This is a genomic window from Acinetobacter bereziniae LMG 1003 = CIP 70.12 (assembly GCF_000368925.1).
Lineage (GTDB): Bacteria > Pseudomonadota > Gammaproteobacteria > Pseudomonadales > Moraxellaceae > Acinetobacter > Acinetobacter bereziniae.
The window spans coordinates 1,850,259-1,866,798 of sequence record NZ_KB849756.1; the positions used below are offsets into that span (position 1 = coordinate 1,850,259).

Consider the following 16,540-nt stretch of genomic DNA (forward strand, 5'->3'; position numbering starts at 1 on the left):
ATAGCGTCTGTTGACATTGCAAAAAACGCTAAGCCTGTAACTGTGACTTGAGTGCCTCTAATTGAGTCTGTAACAGCAGTCCCAATAGATCAATATGGTCGTCTCGATCATTCAATGCAGGGATATAAGCATAATCTTTACCCCCTGCTTTCAAAAATAATTCAGCATTCTGAATTGCCAACTCTTCTAAAGTTTCTAAACAATCTGCTGAAAATGCAGGACTCAGGATTTGCACAGATGCTACACCTTGTTCTGCCCATGATTGCAATAATTGATCCGTATAAGGCTTGACCCATTCCTGTTTCCCAAAACGTGACTGGAAACTTATCGCCCATTGGTCATCACTCAACTGTAGTGCCTGAGCAACCTTTTGCGCAGTCACACGACAACGATCTGCGTACGGATCACCCTTATCTGCATAAGGTTGCGGAATACCATGAAAAGACATTAATAACTTTTCCGCTTGACCGTGCTGTTGTTGATAATCACGGACACTATTGGCTAAAGCCTGTATATATAACGGGTGTTGATAATAATCACGAATGAAGCTTAGACCTGGAATATTTCGTTGTTTCAGCAGCCATTTTGCCACTGCATCATATAACGGTGCGGTGGATGTTGCCGAGTACTGAGGAAATAGCGGAAAAAGAATAATGTGATCATAAAGCTGTGATTCAGCTTCATCTAACACACGATCAATACCTGGTCGACCATAGGTCATTGCAGGAACAATGGTTAAATCAAAATCAGTATTGAATACGCTCAATTTCTTTTGAAGTTGTTGAACCTGTTTAAATAAAATTTCTCGCATTGGAGAGTCATTCGACCATACCTGCGCATAGGCTTCCGCTACACGCTTAGGTCGGAACGGGAGAACAAAAGCATTTAAAATAATTGCCCACAAAATTTTGGGAATTTCAATAACCCGCTGATCCGATAAAAACTGCTTTAAAAAAGCCCGAACCGCTGGAGCTGTTGGTGCGTCTGGTGTGCCAAGATTGGCAATAATAATCAGGACTTTAGGTTTGGATAAAGACATTTTTACTCTGTTTGCACAATACCATGATCTCTAAATATCAGCTTAACAGAGTCAATCTATAAACAGAATTTTTATCTGTATATTCACACTGTATACCCTTAAAAAATAGAGGAACGATGACTGATACGTTGTGAATTTTCCAGCAATTTGACACATTTATCGGTCATTTGCCATAACATACGCTGACGATCATCACGCCCAACAGGGACAATCCATTCATTTTGACGAACTTGTTGTTTAATCGTATGTAAAGAACGTATATTGATCTGTGCTCTAGATACAGCATGCGCACGAGGCATGACTACTTGTGCATCTGTCAGACCTGTATTATTTAAATAGTCATTCAGCACTTTAGAGAAAAAATCCTCAGGTGTTGGTTTCCTGAATTCAACAGACAATATTTTTAATAACTCTGCCCAAGTCATTTCACGTGCTGGAGAAAGCTCCCTAAAATTACCATCTTGATAAGCATGCATACGGTAATCGAAGTTAAATACTTCATGCAGTGAAACTTTTGGTAAGGTTAAAAATGGATCTGCTTCTTTACGTCCTTGTTCAACTGAGACCTGTGCTAATTTTGCTTTTAAACGATCAATTTCGTCTTGCAAGACCTGAATATTTTGTGGTCTTACCCAACCAACAACAGGATAACGCTCAAGCATTTGTGGCATGTAAGAGCGTACAGCGAGCTCTAAATCTCGCAAGGTGCGATAGGTTACAACCTGCTCAACTTCTTTTTGTAGCTGATGACGAAATTCATTGAATTTGCCTTTTAATATCGCGCTTTCTTCTTTTAAATGTGGCTCACGAGAATCTGGATTTTCATGCATAAACACAATAATTGGCTTTTGTTTGGTCACTGCATAAATATATTCAAGATGTAAATAACTCACCCCTGAAACAGACTGCTCACCATATTGGCTCCCCAACAGCAATAACACATAATCACAATCATCAATCTGACGACGTGCAAAAGCGGTACTTAACGGTGTACGCTGTTCTAATCCCCAAGAAAAGAACCCCATCCCAATCAATGTTTGAGACACAACCATACGTTCTGGCTGCATTTCTTTGCCAGATGTTGTAATAAAAACTTGATAACGTTTATCGAGCATAGGTTAACCCATTCTTGTCATACTCAACTTAAATCCATCCTTGAGCTTTAAGTAGAATATGCCCTACACTTATTAAAAATATTAAATCTTTCCAATATTGAAAGAATTAGCCGAGTTTTTCAACAATATTTTCGATAGACCATGTAATTTCAGGTTGTATGAGATGCTTGAGGACGCTTTCTAATTCTTTTGCATTTTGCCCGCTCACAAAACATCGCAACCGCACGCCACTCTCTTGCGAATCAGTCGATATTAACTCATTTTTCAATAATATACGCGCCGTTTGTCGTGCAACCGCCAGACCTGAATCGATTAAGCTCAATTTAGCACCATAAAGCTCTTGAATACTTTGCTTTAAATACGGGTAATGTGTACATCCCAGAACCAAGTAATCTGCACCTTTTGCAACAGCAGGATCCAAAACCTTCTGCAAACTTTGTTTACACTCCAGCGTGTTATAGCGTCCAGATTCGACCAATGGAACTAGGTCTAAATTGGTAATGGTGAGTACTTCGACTTGGGCAGGCTCTGCAAAGCGTTGGATAACATCTTTAATCAGTTGCCCACGAAAAGTTGCAGGAGTTGCCAACACTGAAACCACTTTAGACTGGCTTTGTAAAACCGCAGGTTTTAATGCAGGAACCAAACCGACAATAGGAAAGTTTTCACCATAATGCTCACGCAAATAATCCAGACTAAAAGCAGATGCAGTATTACAAGCGACAACAGCAATCTTACAGCCTTGGCGATACAGCCACTCAATCGCTTGTGCTGTTAATTCTCGAATATTCTGATCTGTTCGTGGACCGTATGGAACATGTGCGGTATCTGCATAATAAACAATACGTTCATTTGGCAAATAATGGGCAATTTCTTGTGCAATTGAAAGCCCGCCAATTCCTGAATCAAAAATCCCAATAGGTGCATTTGCCAAAGCTTTTGGCATAGGATTTTCTAAAGGATACAGGGGAAGAATAGCGCTCATTTGATCCACTATGGATAGGTATTGAAAATAATTAACTAGCTTAAACCTCAAGTGCCTAATTGCAAGTGCAAATCACCACTTTGTAAAGACAAAATGGTATCTCCTTGCTCATTTTCAAGTAAGCTTCCATATTCAATTAAATGAAAAAAAGCATTGCGTTGAATTAACGCATTTATCCCAAAACGGATATGCACGTATGGTCTTAACTCACCTTGATATTCGCGCATAAAAATAGCATGTTCTTTATCCACCAAACAGATGTCTTGATTGGTGGTAGTGACTTGTAAATAAGTCTGTCCGTCGATCTCGACTTGATCAACCTGATTAACCAATAAAGGCTCATCTTCAACCTCGATTTCAATCTGCTCAACAGGTGTTTTTAAGTAGAATTTCCCTTGTTCTTTCCAAAGTACTTTTGTAAACAGGTCTAATAGTGCTTGACGCTTAATTAATTGACCTTCGTGCCACCATTCTCCATTGGCTTTTACCTTCAAATCCATTTTGCCACAATGCTTTGGCTGCCATTGCTCTAAAGGGGGTATTGACCTTTTGTGACCCGCCTGTACACCTTTTAAGTATTGTGTAATAGACATTAAGTTTTTATTATCAGAATCAGGCTGATTTTGAGCCGCTGATGTTGAATTATTTTGATTTACCATGGTTTATGCCTTGCTGACTAAAAAATAATACGACTCAGCCAATTGGCTAGATTGAGGTTTATAACTATACTAGCGCAAAATATATTATTGGTACGAGCGTTAATTCGTATCTCGGAATTTTTAGAACACTCATGGCAGCACCGATTTATTAATTCCCAATAAATGCTCACGGTTGCCACCCTTAGAAATATGAGGAGTCCTACATGGAACACATCGAACGCGAATCGATGGAGTTTGACGTAGTGATCGTAGGCGCAGGTCCTGCGGGTCTTTCTGCTGCGATTAAAATTCGTCAATTGGCTATTGAAAACAACCTTTCAGACCTTTCTGTCTGTGTGGTTGAAAAAGGCTCTGAAGTTGGTGCGCATATCCTTTCTGGTGCTGTACTTGAACCTCGTGCAATCAATGAACTTTTCCCTGACTGGAAAGAACAAGGTGCACCTTTAAATGTGCCTGTGACTGAGGACAAGACTTATTTCCTCATGTCTGCTGAAAAGTCTCAAGAAGCACCGCATTGGATGGTTCCTAAAACCATGCACAACGATGGCAACTATGTCATTTCATTGGGTAATGTTGTTCGTTGGTTGGGTCAAAAGGCTGAGGAATTAGAAGTTTCTATTTTCCCAGGCTTTGCTGCTTCAGAAATTCTTTATCATGAAGATGGTTCTGTAAAAGGGATTCAAACTGGTGATATGGGCGTTGGTAAAGATGGTGAACCGACGCATAACTTCACGCCTGGTTATGAACTTCATGCCAAATATACGATTTTTGCAGAAGGTTGCCGTGGACATCTCGGTAAGCGTTTAATTGCAAAATACAACTTAGACCAAGATGCCGATCCGCAACATTATGGTATCGGGATTAAAGAGCTTTGGGAAATCGACCCTGCAAAACATAAACCAGGTTTGGTGATGCATGGTTCAGGTTGGCCACTTGCTGAAACTGGTTCTTCAGGTGGTTGGTGGTTATATCACGCTGAAAACAACCAAGTGACTTTGGGTATGATTGTCGATTTATCTTATGAAAATCCACATATGTATCCATTTGCTGAAATGCAACGTTGGAAAACACACCCACTGATCAAGCAATATCTTGAAGGTGGTAAGCGTATTTCTTATGGCGCACGTGCAGTTGTAAAAGGTGGTCTAAACTCACTGCCAAAATTGACTTTCCCAGGTGGATGCCTGATTGGTGATGATGCGGGTTTCTTAAACTTTGCTAAAATCAAAGGCTCTCATACCGCAATGAAATCAGGTATGTTGTGTGGTGAGGCTGTATTTGAAGCAATCCAAGCAGGTCATGCAAAAGGTGGTGATTTAGCCATTGCTCGCGTGACTGAGGGTGAAGACTTCTTTGCGAAAGAGTTGACGGCATATACAGACAAATTCAACAACAGTTGGTTAAAAGAAGAGTTGCATCGTTCACGCAACTTTGGTCCTGCAATGCATAAATTCGGTTTATGGATGGGTGGCGCATTTAACTTTATCGACCAAAATATCTTTAAAGTTCCATTTACTTTACATGATCTTGTGCCTGACTTTAGCGCATTGAAAACTGTAGATGCATCTACTTTTAAACCGAACTATCCAAAACCAGATGGTAAATTGACTTTCGACCGTTTGTCTTCTGTATTCGTTTCTAACACGGTACATGAAGAGAATCAGCCAGCACATTTAAAACTGACTGACCCAACGATTCCTGTGAATGTCAACTTACCAAAATGGGATGAACCTGCTCAGCGTTACTGCCCTGCTGGCGTCTATGAAATCATGGAAAATGATGATGGTTCTAAGCGCTTCCAGATTAATGCAGCAAACTGCGTTCACTGTAAGACGTGTGATATTAAAGACCCTTCTCAGAACATCACATGGGTAACACCTGAGGGTGGTGGTGGTCCTAACTATCCAAATATGTAAATCAATAAACCCGCTTCGGCGGGTTTATTATTTCATATTATTTATAGATCAACATTTAATGTATCGTAAGAATCAATTAATTAAAAGCATGATATAAACAAGAAATATAACTAATGAACATTCAAAAATTTAAAAACGTTAGGATTTTGATAATCTTTGTTGATGCTGTAACCAAGCTTTTGCATTTTATTCTCAGATCTATCTCTTTCAATCTTCCATTTATTTAAATCATTAGACAGTAATGTGTTCCAATCTTTATCTCTAATTTTCTCATCATATTGGTAAAAATAATGAGAAAAGAAAGTAACGAAATCCAAATGAATTTTCACATCATCAATAGATTCACGAAAATTTATCGTTAAGATGACATTGTTTTTATAAAATCGAAGAGGTTGACGTTTTAAATCACTCGAATACTTCTCCCATTTTTCTTCACTATCTAAATAAAAACCATCCAAACTCCCGAGATAGTTAGGTATTTTATTATTCGCTTCAAATGATTGCTTTCCAAATATTCTTGGCTCAGACTCGAAGTAAAAGACTTTCCAACCATTTTTATTCAATTGCTTTACAATTCCCTCATAAGCAAGATAACTACTTTTTTCATTAATTTTTTTGGCCTCTATATTACTCATATCAAAACCTATATCAGTAATTCCTTGCTTTGGATAGTTAGCATCTGATACAAAAACTAAATTTTCTAAATGATTGAAAACTAAAACTGTATGGTCATATCCATCTTTTAAATTTAACTTAAGCTTTCTTTCTTGGTTAGTATCTAAATTTGGTCTTATAAAACCTACACTTGCACCTGAACTATATTGTGAAAAAAATTTAGCATTATTACTAATTAAATTTTCTCTAGAATCTCCAACAATAAAACTAATAATATAATCAGATTCATTCATTTTCTTTTCTTCCTGTTTACTCATTGTCTCTGAGGATGAATTACATGCTGCCAAACTGAATATTAGTGCAATTACCAAGACTTGAATGATTTGATTTGAATTCATTATGATTCCCGACTTAAATTATTGGCAATTTTTCAGTTATATCACCTTCAGCTAATCTGGCTAAACAATTTTCCATATAACCAGGATATTTTTTCATAACATAATGAAAATCTTCAGCAATGCGTGTAATAAATTTCATTCTTTCTTTAACTATATATAGCCTTTCGTTTTTTAGCATATCTTCAAAAAACTTATCTTTATCAGATAATCCATTTAATCCTATTGGCAATGTACATGAATTTGTAAATACTGCCTGCCTATTTTGAACGTCTGCAATTAAAGCTCCAAATTGTGTATAGTATGGATGATTACTTTCAAGCTTAGACTGTTTATCAAAGATATCTTTTAATCTCTGATCAGGTTGTCCATTCGGAGAATAAAAACTTTTTTCTAAAACAATATGTTGTTCATGAACAGCAATTGTCATTAAATTATTAAACTGAGCATCTTGTTTCTTTTGGATTATTTTTTCAGTTTCAAAAATTTTTACATATTGAAAAGCTTCTTTCAAATTATTCAAAATATTATCTGAGTATTTAAATTTTTCTAATTTATTATATGCTTCATTATATGGAATTTTATGCATATCATTTGCTACTTTAGTATCATAAGTGTTACCATCTCTTTTTGATAAACAGTCATTAAATGTATTAGAAAATCTACAATAATACTCATGATAAGGATATATATCTAAATAAAGCCAAAGATTACCCTTTAACATACAATATCTCATATAATCAAAATCTGATTTTGTGATCCCACCAGTCGCTATAAAACGTCTATCACTTATATCTATTTTATCTAAAACTTTATTGGCTCCATCAAGAATAACACCACCTCCAATTTTTGAAACAAAATCATCTAATGCTAAAATTCCACAATAAACTTGTTTTGCTGCAATCGCTCCTAAAGCCATCCAATAAAATCGCCCTTTATACTTAACATTACCTATTTTATTTTTTTCTAAATACATTTTCGCATATTGACTAGAAATTAATTTTACTCTTTTTTGATCATCACTTCCTTTATATAAAAATTCTCTCTTAACCTCTCCCCCATGAACAACTTTCTTTATAACTTCTAAGCTTTTATAACTTGTTAAAGCCATATATGATGAGTATTGAACTAATGACCACATATTTTTACAATCAACTTTAGTAATACAATTACTATTACATATTTCATTTGTATCTGTTTCTTGCAATATCGTCATTTTTGTTCCTCTTTATCTTCTATTTCATTAACTATTAAATCTTCGTAATTAAATTCAATCTTTAATTTTTGACTTGATACTGTACCCAATCTTTTAGTGAAACCATTTTTATCACTTTTCCCTAAAAATTGCTCATTAGAGGTAGTATTCGTTATTTTGTAATCTAAATCTGCAAGTTTTTTTCCTAGTGGATCTAATAATTGAAATTTATCATCAAAAATAGAACTTATTGGTAACTTATCAAAACCCACAGCAATTTCTTGTGGTCCCAAAAACTTATGTTGTCCAGCTTTAACTTCAAACAGACCTGGTGTGGTTGGCAAAACACCTGCACCACCAATCTCAATTTGAGTAGTATCAGCAATTAACACAATTTTCTTACTGGCTTTAATCTCAATACGATCTTCAGTCGAAATAATCTGAATGCCTTTACGGGCAATCAAATCTGCACCATCCCCTTGGGCTTGAATCTCCACTTTACCTTTTGCTGCATAAAGCCTTGCACCTTCTTGTGCTGCAAACATACTGATCTTGTTTTGTGCATGCACCAAGAAATTCTTTTGCGTACTCAGATTGACGCTATCCCCTGCACTAAGGCTAATTTGCTTATCCGCAGAGACATGAATGTCTTCATTGCTCGACAAGCCAATTGAATTCGGCGAGGCTAAAACCATCAAGGCTTGTTTAAATGCATCGGCTTGATTCTTGGATTCATCAGACTGATCTTTTTCCAAATCCGAAATAAATGATTTCAAATAATCTAGATTTTCTAAAGGATCAGTCTGTTGATTCTTGGCAACTTCACTTAAGGCTTTGGCATTGTTCAGGCTACTTTCTAGCTGACTTTTGGCTTCGGTTGTATCTAGATGATTACCTGATGCCCCATCTTGTGCATGCGTACTCAGCAGTAAGCCTTGACCTGCACGTACCGCACCCCATTGATCCGTTCTTAGCTCAAAGCCTTCTCCTCGCCCTTCACTACTATCTGTCTCTTTTGGATGACTGAGGTTGCCAAGATTGAGTTGAGTTGCGCCATGACTACTGTGTAACTGACTGCTGATCTGGTTGGTGGTATCATCAAATCTCAGTTGGTTATAGCCACTGCCTTGATATTCCTTGCTTTTAATCCCTGCCAACTTCTTGGTATCGGGCAACTTGCCTTGGTCATCAAACTTGCTCGGGCTGCGTTGCGCTTCATGGATTCGACCCACCACAAATGGTCTGTCAATGTTGCCATCAAAGAAGTCGATAACAACAATCTCTCCTATCCTTGGTAGGAAGCGAGCTCCATAACCTTCGCCTGCCCATGGGGTCAAGACATCAACCCAAGCTGAGTCGGTATCATTGTCATTCGAGCCTGCACCACCATCGTGACTGTGGTCTTCATTTCGGGTAAAGAGGAAGCGAACCTTGATGCGTCCCCATTCATCTACATGGATTTCTTCTCCACTCGGACCAACCACTTTGGCGCGTTGTGGATACGCCACTGGACGGTGTTTGAGTGGGTTGTATTCTGGTGCCGTACTGATGTTTCTGCGTTGTAAGATCAGCTGATTGGCTTGGCGTTCTTCACTGTTGTTTGTGGGGATACTGGTGAGCTGCCAATGGCTGTGTTCAACTAAACGATTGATTTGTTCGTTGAGGTCTTTGGGTAAATTATTTTGGTTATAAAAGTTTTTGGAGATGATCAAAAACTGCTGATCGGCAGAATCTTTTTGATCGATTTGAGGATGCCCTTTTAGCTCAAGGTAATAGCCGACCTGTGCATCTCGTACCGTCGATATTGCCGTGAATTGTTTGGCTTGGGCATCGTAGTAGTTGCTAAGGTTTTGGTTAAAGCGTTCGATCTGACTGTTGCCTGATGCCGTTGCACCATCTTCCCCATTCAAGTCAGGTATCCATGCAGGGCTAAAGTGCCATACTTGTTCTAAGCCTAGACTAGCATTGTCGTACTGGTCACTGTGCTGATGTTTGCTTTGTACATTGCCAGCACCTTCTTCGGTTTCAAGAATATCGGCTTGCCAACGGTGAATATGTACTGAAGTCGGTTGGAGTGAACGTATACCTGTAAATGATGTAATCGTGTCTTGTTGTTCTACCGCGGAGCTGCGGTGAAAGCGGATGCTTCTGCGTTCTAGCGCAGTGTATTGGCTGTTGTCATCAATTAAACGTAGTTTTTGGGCTTGGATCGGTGCTGAAATGTTGGCAACATTGAGTTCTGCTTCATCAATCAACCAGCTTAAATTTTCACTTCTCATCAAACGAGTAAGTAGATCGTGGTCGCTTTCGTTCATCTGTATAATTAATGGACGAACATCGTAGTCTTTGCTTAGACCAGTTTTATCTAAACTCAAACTAGCAGCAAACAGCGGACTTCTTTGCTGCCACTCTTTATGAAGTATTTCAATAACTTGAATCACCGACTTATTCAGAAACACTCTGCTATTACGGCGTTTATGCCACAGTGACGTTGCATCTTCAAGTTTGAGCTTATAGACCGTCAGTGCACCATCACTTTGTCCCTGTGCAGCTTTGGTAATGATGCCTGTGGTACGGAACAGTTGTCCTCGGTCGGTGACTTGGTCGATTGCAGCTTGGCAACCGATAAATTGTTTGAGTGGAATATTTGCAGATGTTGCAAGACAGATCAGTTCCGCAGACACGCCTTGATTGATGGCATGTTGTCCATCAATGCGTTGCAAGAACACTTGGGCGGTCAAATCAGGATTGCTAAACTGAATATGCAAAGCTCTTTTTTGAGCGGTTAATCCTAATTGATCCAATACTTTATAAATACTATTGACTAAACTATTCATTAGAATGATTTAATTATTATTAACAAATGTGTTTAGATTATACTCAAAAGTCAAAAAACTGTCATTGAAAATTTGTAAAATTTAATATTTTCTTATATTTATCAAAAATATAAAATAACTAAAACCAAGTACGAAGATTATCCAACTTTCTAGACACTCTCATTTGTAATTGATTTTAGAAAGAATTTATTCAAAATCTGTACCACAATTATCGATTATTTTTAAAAGCTTTATCTCTCATTTTTGTATTCAACTTTATATAGATGTTTACTTGTTAATTGGCTTTTAAACATTGATGAGCTGTTGAATATCGCTAGCCAGATGCACTTGATAAAAACAATAAAATTATGTTTATGCATCTGCCTCAACGAATGTTCTATGATTTTGCTATTGTTTAAGAATTAACCTTTTTTGACGAGATAATGAAATTCTTTATTGCCCGCATCATCCAAAATTTCTTCTTGTAAAACGAGTTCATGTCCCAAATGCATACAAAACTTAGGAATATCCCAAGAGGTTGAATTGTCTGTTGCAAAGATTTCAACAACATCGCCAGATTTAGATTTCCGAATTGCTTGATGCAACATCATTACAGGCTCAGGACAACGCAAGCCACGTGTATTTAATTGAATGTTTGCTATAGGCAATGGTTCAGACATATCTCATCTCAAAAAAGCTAAATCAGTCCAAGATTTTAACACAAACTCAAATAATCAATAAGGCTTGTTATATCTGTGTAAAAATGACGCATGCATTCATCTATTTACCTTATTTAATAGATAGACATCTGTATTTTCTTCGGTATGATAAAAAAACATTTACTAGATATTAAGAGTCTTTAGGAAAGATCATGCACGAGGAATCAGGCCCGTCGTGGGGAATGCGTGGCTTACGCAAATGGTTAGGTACAGCACCAGAAACCCGCGATGAACTGCTAAAATTAGTACAAGATTCACGTCGTTTTTTAGAACCCGATACTGTGGCAATGTTAGAGGGCGTGTTAGACCTTCCTGCCACAAAAATTCGTGAAGTAATGACCCCTCGCACAGCGATGGTGAGCTTGCAAGAAGACGACCAACTTCTTGATATTTTAGATGTGCTGATTGAGTCCGCACATTCACGTTTTCCAGTTTTCTCATCTGACCAACCTGAAAACGTGGTAGGGATTTTATTGGCAAAAGATCTATTGCCATTTTTAACCAATCGTAGCTCTGGTGTAGATGTTCATGCATTAATGCGCCAGCCTTTATTCGTCCCTGAAAGTGCGCGATCAGATCAAGTTTTGAGAATGTTAAAAAATACCCAGACTCATATTGCCGTTGTCATTGATGAATATGGTTCAACTGCTGGTTTGGTGACTTTGGAAGATATTCTTGAAGAAATTGTTGGCGAAATTGAAGATGAGCATGACAATGCCGATGAAGAAGCTCAATTTATCATTCCTGATACCACCCATAACATAGCCAATGCATGGATTGTGCAAGCACTTACACCAATTGAACATTTTAACAATGTTTTAGATGCTGAATTTTCCGATGATGAAGTAGAAACTATGGGCGGATTACTGCTTCAGGAAATTGGTTTGGTCAGTGATCTTCAAGGTCAAGTGGTTGAACTTGAAGATTGGCAATTTACCATTGTTGAAGCAGATGCCCGCACTATTCATCTGATTCGAGCTGTACGTAAATGAGAGCCTATTTTGACAAGCTGTTAAATTCATCACAACAACAAAAACAATTGCCCCTCATTTTCCCTTTAGTCATCGCATTAATCTCAGGTGCAGTGTTTAGTTTAGCACTCGCACCTTATTATTGGTGGTGGCTGGCAATCTTATCACCAGCCTTACTTTACGCTTGCTTAAAAGGTCGTAGTCCTCGTCAAGCCTTTGCCATAGGTCTTAGCTATGGCTTTGGACTGTGGTTTGTTGGGGCATTTTGGCTTTATACCTCCATCCACGTTTATGGTGATACCAATGCAGTCCTCAGCGTATTGATGATTGCAGTTATGGCATTTGTGATGGGGCTATTTACGGCAGTCCAGACATGGGTTTATCGTCGTTTTTTCCCTGAAACCCCATTAACGTTTACACCGCTTTGGATCATCTTTGAATGGTCTAAAACATGGGTGTTCACCGGTTTTCCGTGGTTGTTTGCAGGATATGCGTTCACTGAACGATTCTTAGATAGTTATGCGCCTTTATTTGGTGTATTTGCGGTGTCTTTTGCCGTTATTCTTCTTGCCTGTGCCGTGGTGGAAATCCTGAATAGGAAAGTGTTTTGGGTTGTCCCTGCGCTTGTTGTTTTGCTTGGCGCCTGGGGAGCTTCTTTTATCACTTTTGTACAACCGAAAGCTGAAAAACCGCTCTCTGTATCGCTCATTCAAGGTAATATTCCTCAAGATTTAAAATGGTTAACCGAATACCAAGTCAAGACTTTAGAAATTTATGTCAACTTAAGTCGTACTGAATGGGGTAGAGATCTTATTGTTTGGCCTGAATCATCCATTCCCCTATTTCAAACAGATATTGAACAATTTTTGGATATGATGGATCAGCAAGCCAAAAGCTCGGGTACTGCATGGGTGACAGGCATTCCTTATTGGGATTTAAAAGAATCAAAAAAGAATGGCTATCCAATGTATTACAACAGCATGATGGCTTCTGGTGCAGATTCTTCAGGTTTGTATAAAAAACAACGTTTAGTCCCTTTTGGTGAGTACATTCCACTTTCTGGATTGTTATCTTGGGTCTTACCCGCTTTGCAAAATGATCCATCGATGAGTGGCTTTTCTCAAGGTGCATCGAATCAAAAGCCTTTTAATATTAAAGGACATGATTTAGCTGCTGCGATTTGCTATGAAGTTGCTTATCCAAATCTTACCCGACGTAATGCGATCAACAGTGATTTTTTAGTGACTGTTTCGAATGATGCATGGTTTACGGGAACTGCAGGTCCATTACAACATTTGCAAATGGTTCAAATGCGTGCCAAAGAGAATGGGCGTTGGTTTATCCGTGCCACCAACACAGGCGTAACTGCTTTTATTGACCACAATGGACATATCGTAAAACAAGCGCCTGTAGATCAGAAAGCGGTTCTGCGTGGGGATTTACCTGCAATGCAAGGTGAGACGTGGTATACCCGTTTTAGCGATTATCCGATTTTAATTTTATCGCTTTTATTGTTAATTTTAGGTTGGTTTTATCGCCCTAAAACAGTCGACATCAGTTTTAAAGCACGACGCTAAAGCAGTCCCCCAATCGTATCAAAAGCACCTTCTCTATGCATCATAAAGGAGGTGTTTTTGATACGGATATATCATAATGTATTAAAGTAACTTGGTCCCCAAAGGCACATCCAAATCTGGGACACACAAGGCAACATGCCCATCTTGATTATGAAAACCTGTTACTAAACACTCAGATTGAATCGGACCAATTTGTTTCTTTGGGAAATTAATCACAGCAACGACCAACTTTCCAATTAAGTTTTCAGGCTGATAGAGTTGGGTAATCTGCGCACTGGATTTTTTAACACCAATCTCCTCTCCAAAATCGACATGTAAAATATAGGCAGGATTACGCGCCTTCTCAAATACTTCAGCTTGAATAATTTTTCCTACACGTAATTCCACTTTAAGAAAGTCATTCCATTCAATTTGTTGCATTTGGTTTCCCTCTTTCTATTGATCACCATAAATATCTAGGATCTGCTGACAATTCACCTATGTTTGCGACTATGTGTGTTTTTAGCCGACACTAGGCAAAAAATACGAAATTTAGCCACTCTAAATGATGAGAAACACTGTTTTACAGGGGAACGACGAAGCGATACAAAACACACGAGTCCCCCCGCTGCAACTTGCGCTACAAACAAAGTCATGCTTTTTTTGCTCAGGGTTGTGGTTCAAATTATCTCAGCCGGTGTTATGAAACTTGAAAATAGTCTCGCTATTCTCTTCCTTTCCTTGCGGAGTATATTCCTCATGCCTGCTCAATTTTAACCTACAGCGCAAGCCATTTATGAAATGTCAACAGCCCTAACATCTTAAATAAATTTAGCCCCATCGACCTTATATGAAATGGACAATGAATCATTTAAAAAGGACATTTATTCAACATATCAAATTTTTAAAAAACGAATCTAATTCAATTATATGTCGCTATACTTTACCTGCCATTCACTGATTTTTTCTTTCAATTGTTTCTCGCTTTATGCTACATTAGCTGTGCTGATCATAAAGCCGTAAACGTTTACGTCAATCAACGTGCCAACATATCTCCAACAAGGCTTGGAGCTATTTTTTTTCAAAATTTGAATATTTTGATGTGGCACTGGCGTTTGTTGGTTTACGGAGTAAAAAATGCAAAAATCTCAATCTTTTTATTTAAGAAAAATTCCAAATCGTTATACTGCAATTGTAATGCCTTTCTTTTTATCAATTATTATGACCTTTATTGTGTCATGTATTAGTACGTTGAGAAGTATGGGTTTCGACAATTTTTCCGTCAATACGTGGGTTTCAGCATGGGGAATTTCATGGCTGATCGCATTTCCAGTATTGCTTCTGGTTTTACCGATTGTGCGTAAAATAACGATGCTTATTGTTCAACCGAGTTAATTGGATTAAATTTCAGTTTTTAATCAAAACAGTAAAACACAGAAACGAAAAACCGAGGACATTTCCTCGGTTTTAACGCACCAATTAAATTTGAGTCACTAAATATGACAACATGCCTGCTAGAAACAGCATAGGAACATAACGGTATAAACGTACTAAATATTGTTCTAATAATGATGAGAATTCAGTTTTTAACTGAATCACCGTTAAATTTAAAGCATTATAAAAACTGATAATAGATAATGCACTAAATACGCTAATCGCCATAAACCCAATCACGATTTGACTACTGGCATCAGCATTTTGCCAAAGGTTTAAAAAAAACTGGCTAATCGGCAATAAGCTCAAAATTAAAAGAACAGATTTGAGCATCGTCCAATGAAATTGGCTAATTTCATCTGATAATAATAATGCTTTCATCTCATCCTCCAAGCAATTTAAATTGCCTTGAGAACTATTATGCAAGCTTTTTAATAAATAAAAAGTCTATTTTTATTCACAATTTATCATTCTTGTAACTATCAAATATGGGAATAATTCTTATTATAACTCTCAAACATTAATTATTTAATATAATTGATAAATTTCAATGGCTTATAATATATTTATCAAATAAGAAATATTATCACTTCACTCCACATTTATTATCTCGATAAAGTGAAGTGATTAATTCCATAAAGTACTGCAAAAAATACTTTTAATTATGGCTGGTAATAAATATCAGCATCGTTTCCTTCGCCGCCCTGTTTACCATCGGCACCAAAAGAATATAAATCAAACTTACGACCTTCTGAACCCGGAATGACATATTGAATATCATTTTCCCAACTGTCTTTTGGATAGCCACCTTTAACATAACCACCTGGTAACCAGTTTTTCGCTGTTGCAGGTTGGTTGACCAACGCATCTAAACCACCTTCTTGGCTATTTGGATAATGACCATTGTCCAACTTATATTGATCAAGTGCACCTGCCACACCTTTTAAAGTAATCTTTGTGGTATCAACTTTGGCTTTTTCTCCACGTCCCATCACATTCGGCACGATCAAAGCGGCAAGTACACCTAAAATCACAATCACAACCATCACTTCAATTAAGGTAAAACCTGACTGACGAGTCCTATTCATCTTACGTAGCATCTACTTACTCTCTATTCTTTATAAA

15 protein-coding genes are annotated in these 16,540 nt (G+C 37.7%); 4 read left to right on the top strand and 11 right to left on the bottom strand.

Annotated elements, in window-relative coordinates; all coding sequences use genetic code 11:
- Positions 1 to 28 precede the first annotated feature (28 nt).
- The 4 genes from hemH to F938_RS18615 form a co-directional block, all read right to left on the bottom strand.
- On the bottom strand, positions 29 to 1,039 hold the full coding sequence (gene hemH, locus F938_RS18600) for a ferrochelatase (RefSeq protein WP_005034227.1): 1,011 nt from the start codon (positions 1,037 to 1,039) through the stop codon (positions 29 to 31).
- A 98-nt stretch (positions 1,040 to 1,137) separates the two neighbouring features.
- Positions 1,138 to 2,154: a DUF4062 domain-containing protein gene (locus tag F938_RS18605; RefSeq protein WP_004825284.1), complete on the bottom strand. Its 1,017-nt coding sequence runs from the start codon at positions 2,152 to 2,154 to the stop codon at positions 1,138 to 1,140.
- 106 nt (positions 2,155 to 2,260) lie between these two features.
- Positions 2,261 to 3,139 carry a glutamate racemase gene (gene murI, locus F938_RS18610; RefSeq protein ID WP_005034228.1) on the bottom strand — a complete coding sequence of 293 codons (879 nt, stop codon included), beginning with the start codon at positions 3,137 to 3,139 and terminating at the stop codon, positions 2,261 to 2,263.
- A 47-nt stretch (positions 3,140 to 3,186) separates the two neighbouring features.
- The gene (locus tag F938_RS18615) at positions 3,187 to 3,798 is read right to left on the bottom strand and encodes a DUF1285 domain-containing protein (protein ID WP_005034231.1); all 612 of its coding nucleotides are present in this window, start codon (positions 3,796 to 3,798) and stop codon (positions 3,187 to 3,189) included.
- A 203-nt stretch (positions 3,799 to 4,001) separates the two neighbouring features.
- On the opposite strand from F938_RS18615, the gene F938_RS18620 reads away from it, so the two are divergent.
- Positions 4,002 to 5,714, top strand: coding sequence for an electron transfer flavoprotein-ubiquinone oxidoreductase (locus F938_RS18620; RefSeq protein WP_005034233.1), 1,713 nt, complete (start codon positions 4,002 to 4,004; stop codon positions 5,712 to 5,714).
- Positions 5,715 to 5,824: 110 nt separating this feature from the next.
- On the opposite strand, the gene F938_RS18625 is transcribed toward F938_RS18620, so the two are convergent.
- From F938_RS18625 to tusA, 4 genes are all read right to left on the bottom strand, one after another.
- Positions 5,825 to 6,727 (bottom strand): hypothetical protein, encoded by a 903-nt coding sequence (locus F938_RS18625; protein ID WP_005034234.1) that lies wholly within the window; start codon positions 6,725 to 6,727, stop codon positions 5,825 to 5,827.
- Between the two features lie 13 nt (positions 6,728 to 6,740).
- Positions 6,741 to 7,940: a DUF2515 family protein gene (locus tag F938_RS18630; RefSeq protein WP_005034235.1), complete on the bottom strand. Its 1,200-nt coding sequence runs from the start codon at positions 7,938 to 7,940 to the stop codon at positions 6,741 to 6,743.
- Positions 7,937 to 10,756: a type VI secretion system Vgr family protein gene (locus tag F938_RS18635; protein WP_005034236.1), complete on the bottom strand. Its 2,820-nt coding sequence runs from the start codon at positions 10,754 to 10,756 to the stop codon at positions 7,937 to 7,939. The genes F938_RS18630 and F938_RS18635 overlap by 4 nt, the downstream gene beginning before the upstream one ends.
- Before the next feature lie 401 nt (positions 10,757 to 11,157).
- Complete coding sequence (tusA, locus tag F938_RS18640) at positions 11,158 to 11,415, bottom strand: sulfurtransferase TusA (protein ID WP_005034237.1); 258 nt, start codon at positions 11,413 to 11,415, stop codon at positions 11,158 to 11,160.
- Positions 11,416 to 11,606: 191 nt separating this feature from the next.
- Between tusA and F938_RS18645 the strand changes: the two genes are divergently transcribed.
- The gene (locus tag F938_RS18645) at positions 11,607 to 12,446 is read left to right on the top strand and encodes an HlyC/CorC family transporter (protein WP_004825299.1); all 840 of its coding nucleotides are present in this window, start codon (positions 11,607 to 11,609) and stop codon (positions 12,444 to 12,446) included.
- Positions 12,443 to 14,002, top strand: coding sequence for an apolipoprotein N-acyltransferase (lnt, locus tag F938_RS18650; RefSeq protein WP_004825301.1), 1,560 nt, complete (start codon positions 12,443 to 12,445; stop codon positions 14,000 to 14,002). Before F938_RS18645 ends, lnt begins: the two co-directional genes overlap by 4 nt.
- Before the next feature lie 81 nt (positions 14,003 to 14,083).
- Here lnt and F938_RS18655 read toward each other — a convergent pair whose 3' ends face one another.
- Positions 14,084 to 14,422, bottom strand: coding sequence for a tRNA-binding protein (locus F938_RS18655; protein WP_005034238.1), 339 nt, complete (start codon positions 14,420 to 14,422; stop codon positions 14,084 to 14,086).
- 696 nt (positions 14,423 to 15,118) lie between these two features.
- Between F938_RS18655 and F938_RS18665 the strand changes: the two genes are divergently transcribed.
- Complete coding sequence (locus F938_RS18665; protein ID WP_005034240.1) at positions 15,119 to 15,376, top strand: DUF2798 domain-containing protein; 258 nt, start codon at positions 15,119 to 15,121, stop codon at positions 15,374 to 15,376.
- Between the two features lie 84 nt (positions 15,377 to 15,460).
- Here F938_RS18665 and F938_RS18670 read toward each other — a convergent pair whose 3' ends face one another.
- Both F938_RS18670 and gspG read right to left on the bottom strand, forming a co-directional pair.
- The gene (locus F938_RS18670) at positions 15,461 to 15,796 is read right to left on the bottom strand and encodes a hypothetical protein (RefSeq protein ID WP_005034242.1); all 336 of its coding nucleotides are present in this window, start codon (positions 15,794 to 15,796) and stop codon (positions 15,461 to 15,463) included.
- Between the two features lie 281 nt (positions 15,797 to 16,077).
- A complete protein-coding gene (gene gspG / locus F938_RS18675; RefSeq protein WP_004825310.1) occupies positions 16,078 to 16,515 on the bottom strand; it encodes a type II secretion system major pseudopilin GspG in 438 nt (145 codons plus the stop codon).
- Positions 16,516 to 16,540: the final 25 nt, after the last annotated feature.

Coding starts and splice junctions, on each gene's coding strand:
- hemH (WP_005034227.1), bottom strand. CDS start 1,039: ATGTCTTTATCCAAACCTAAAGTCCTGATTATTATTGCCAATCTTGGC.
- F938_RS18605 (WP_004825284.1), bottom strand. CDS start 2,154: ATGCTCGATAAACGTTATCAAGTTTTTATTACAACATCTGGCAAAGAA.
- murI (WP_005034228.1), bottom strand. CDS start 3,139: ATGAGCGCTATTCTTCCCCTGTATCCTTTAGAAAATCCTATGCCAAAA.
- F938_RS18615 (WP_005034231.1), bottom strand. CDS start 3,798: ATGGTAAATCAAAATAATTCAACATCAGCGGCTCAAAATCAGCCTGAT.
- F938_RS18620 (WP_005034233.1), top strand. CDS start 4,002: ATGGAACACATCGAACGCGAATCGATGGAGTTTGACGTAGTGATCGTA.
- F938_RS18625 (WP_005034234.1), bottom strand. CDS start 6,727: ATGAATTCAAATCAAATCATTCAAGTCTTGGTAATTGCACTAATATTC.
- F938_RS18630 (WP_005034235.1), bottom strand. CDS start 7,940: ATGACGATATTGCAAGAAACAGATACAAATGAAATATGTAATAGTAAT.
- F938_RS18635 (WP_005034236.1), bottom strand. CDS start 10,756: ATGAATAGTTTAGTCAATAGTATTTATAAAGTATTGGATCAATTAGGA.
- tusA (WP_005034237.1), bottom strand. CDS start 11,415: ATGTCTGAACCATTGCCTATAGCAAACATTCAATTAAATACACGTGGC.
- F938_RS18645 (WP_004825299.1), top strand. CDS start 11,607: ATGCACGAGGAATCAGGCCCGTCGTGGGGAATGCGTGGCTTACGCAAA.
- lnt (WP_004825301.1), top strand. CDS start 12,443: ATGAGAGCCTATTTTGACAAGCTGTTAAATTCATCACAACAACAAAAA.
- F938_RS18655 (WP_005034238.1), bottom strand. CDS start 14,422: ATGCAACAAATTGAATGGAATGACTTTCTTAAAGTGGAATTACGTGTA.
- F938_RS18665 (WP_005034240.1), top strand. CDS start 15,119: ATGCAAAAATCTCAATCTTTTTATTTAAGAAAAATTCCAAATCGTTAT.
- F938_RS18670 (WP_005034242.1), bottom strand. CDS start 15,796: ATGAAAGCATTATTATTATCAGATGAAATTAGCCAATTTCATTGGACG.
- gspG (WP_004825310.1), bottom strand. CDS start 16,515: ATGCTACGTAAGATGAATAGGACTCGTCAGTCAGGTTTTACCTTAATT.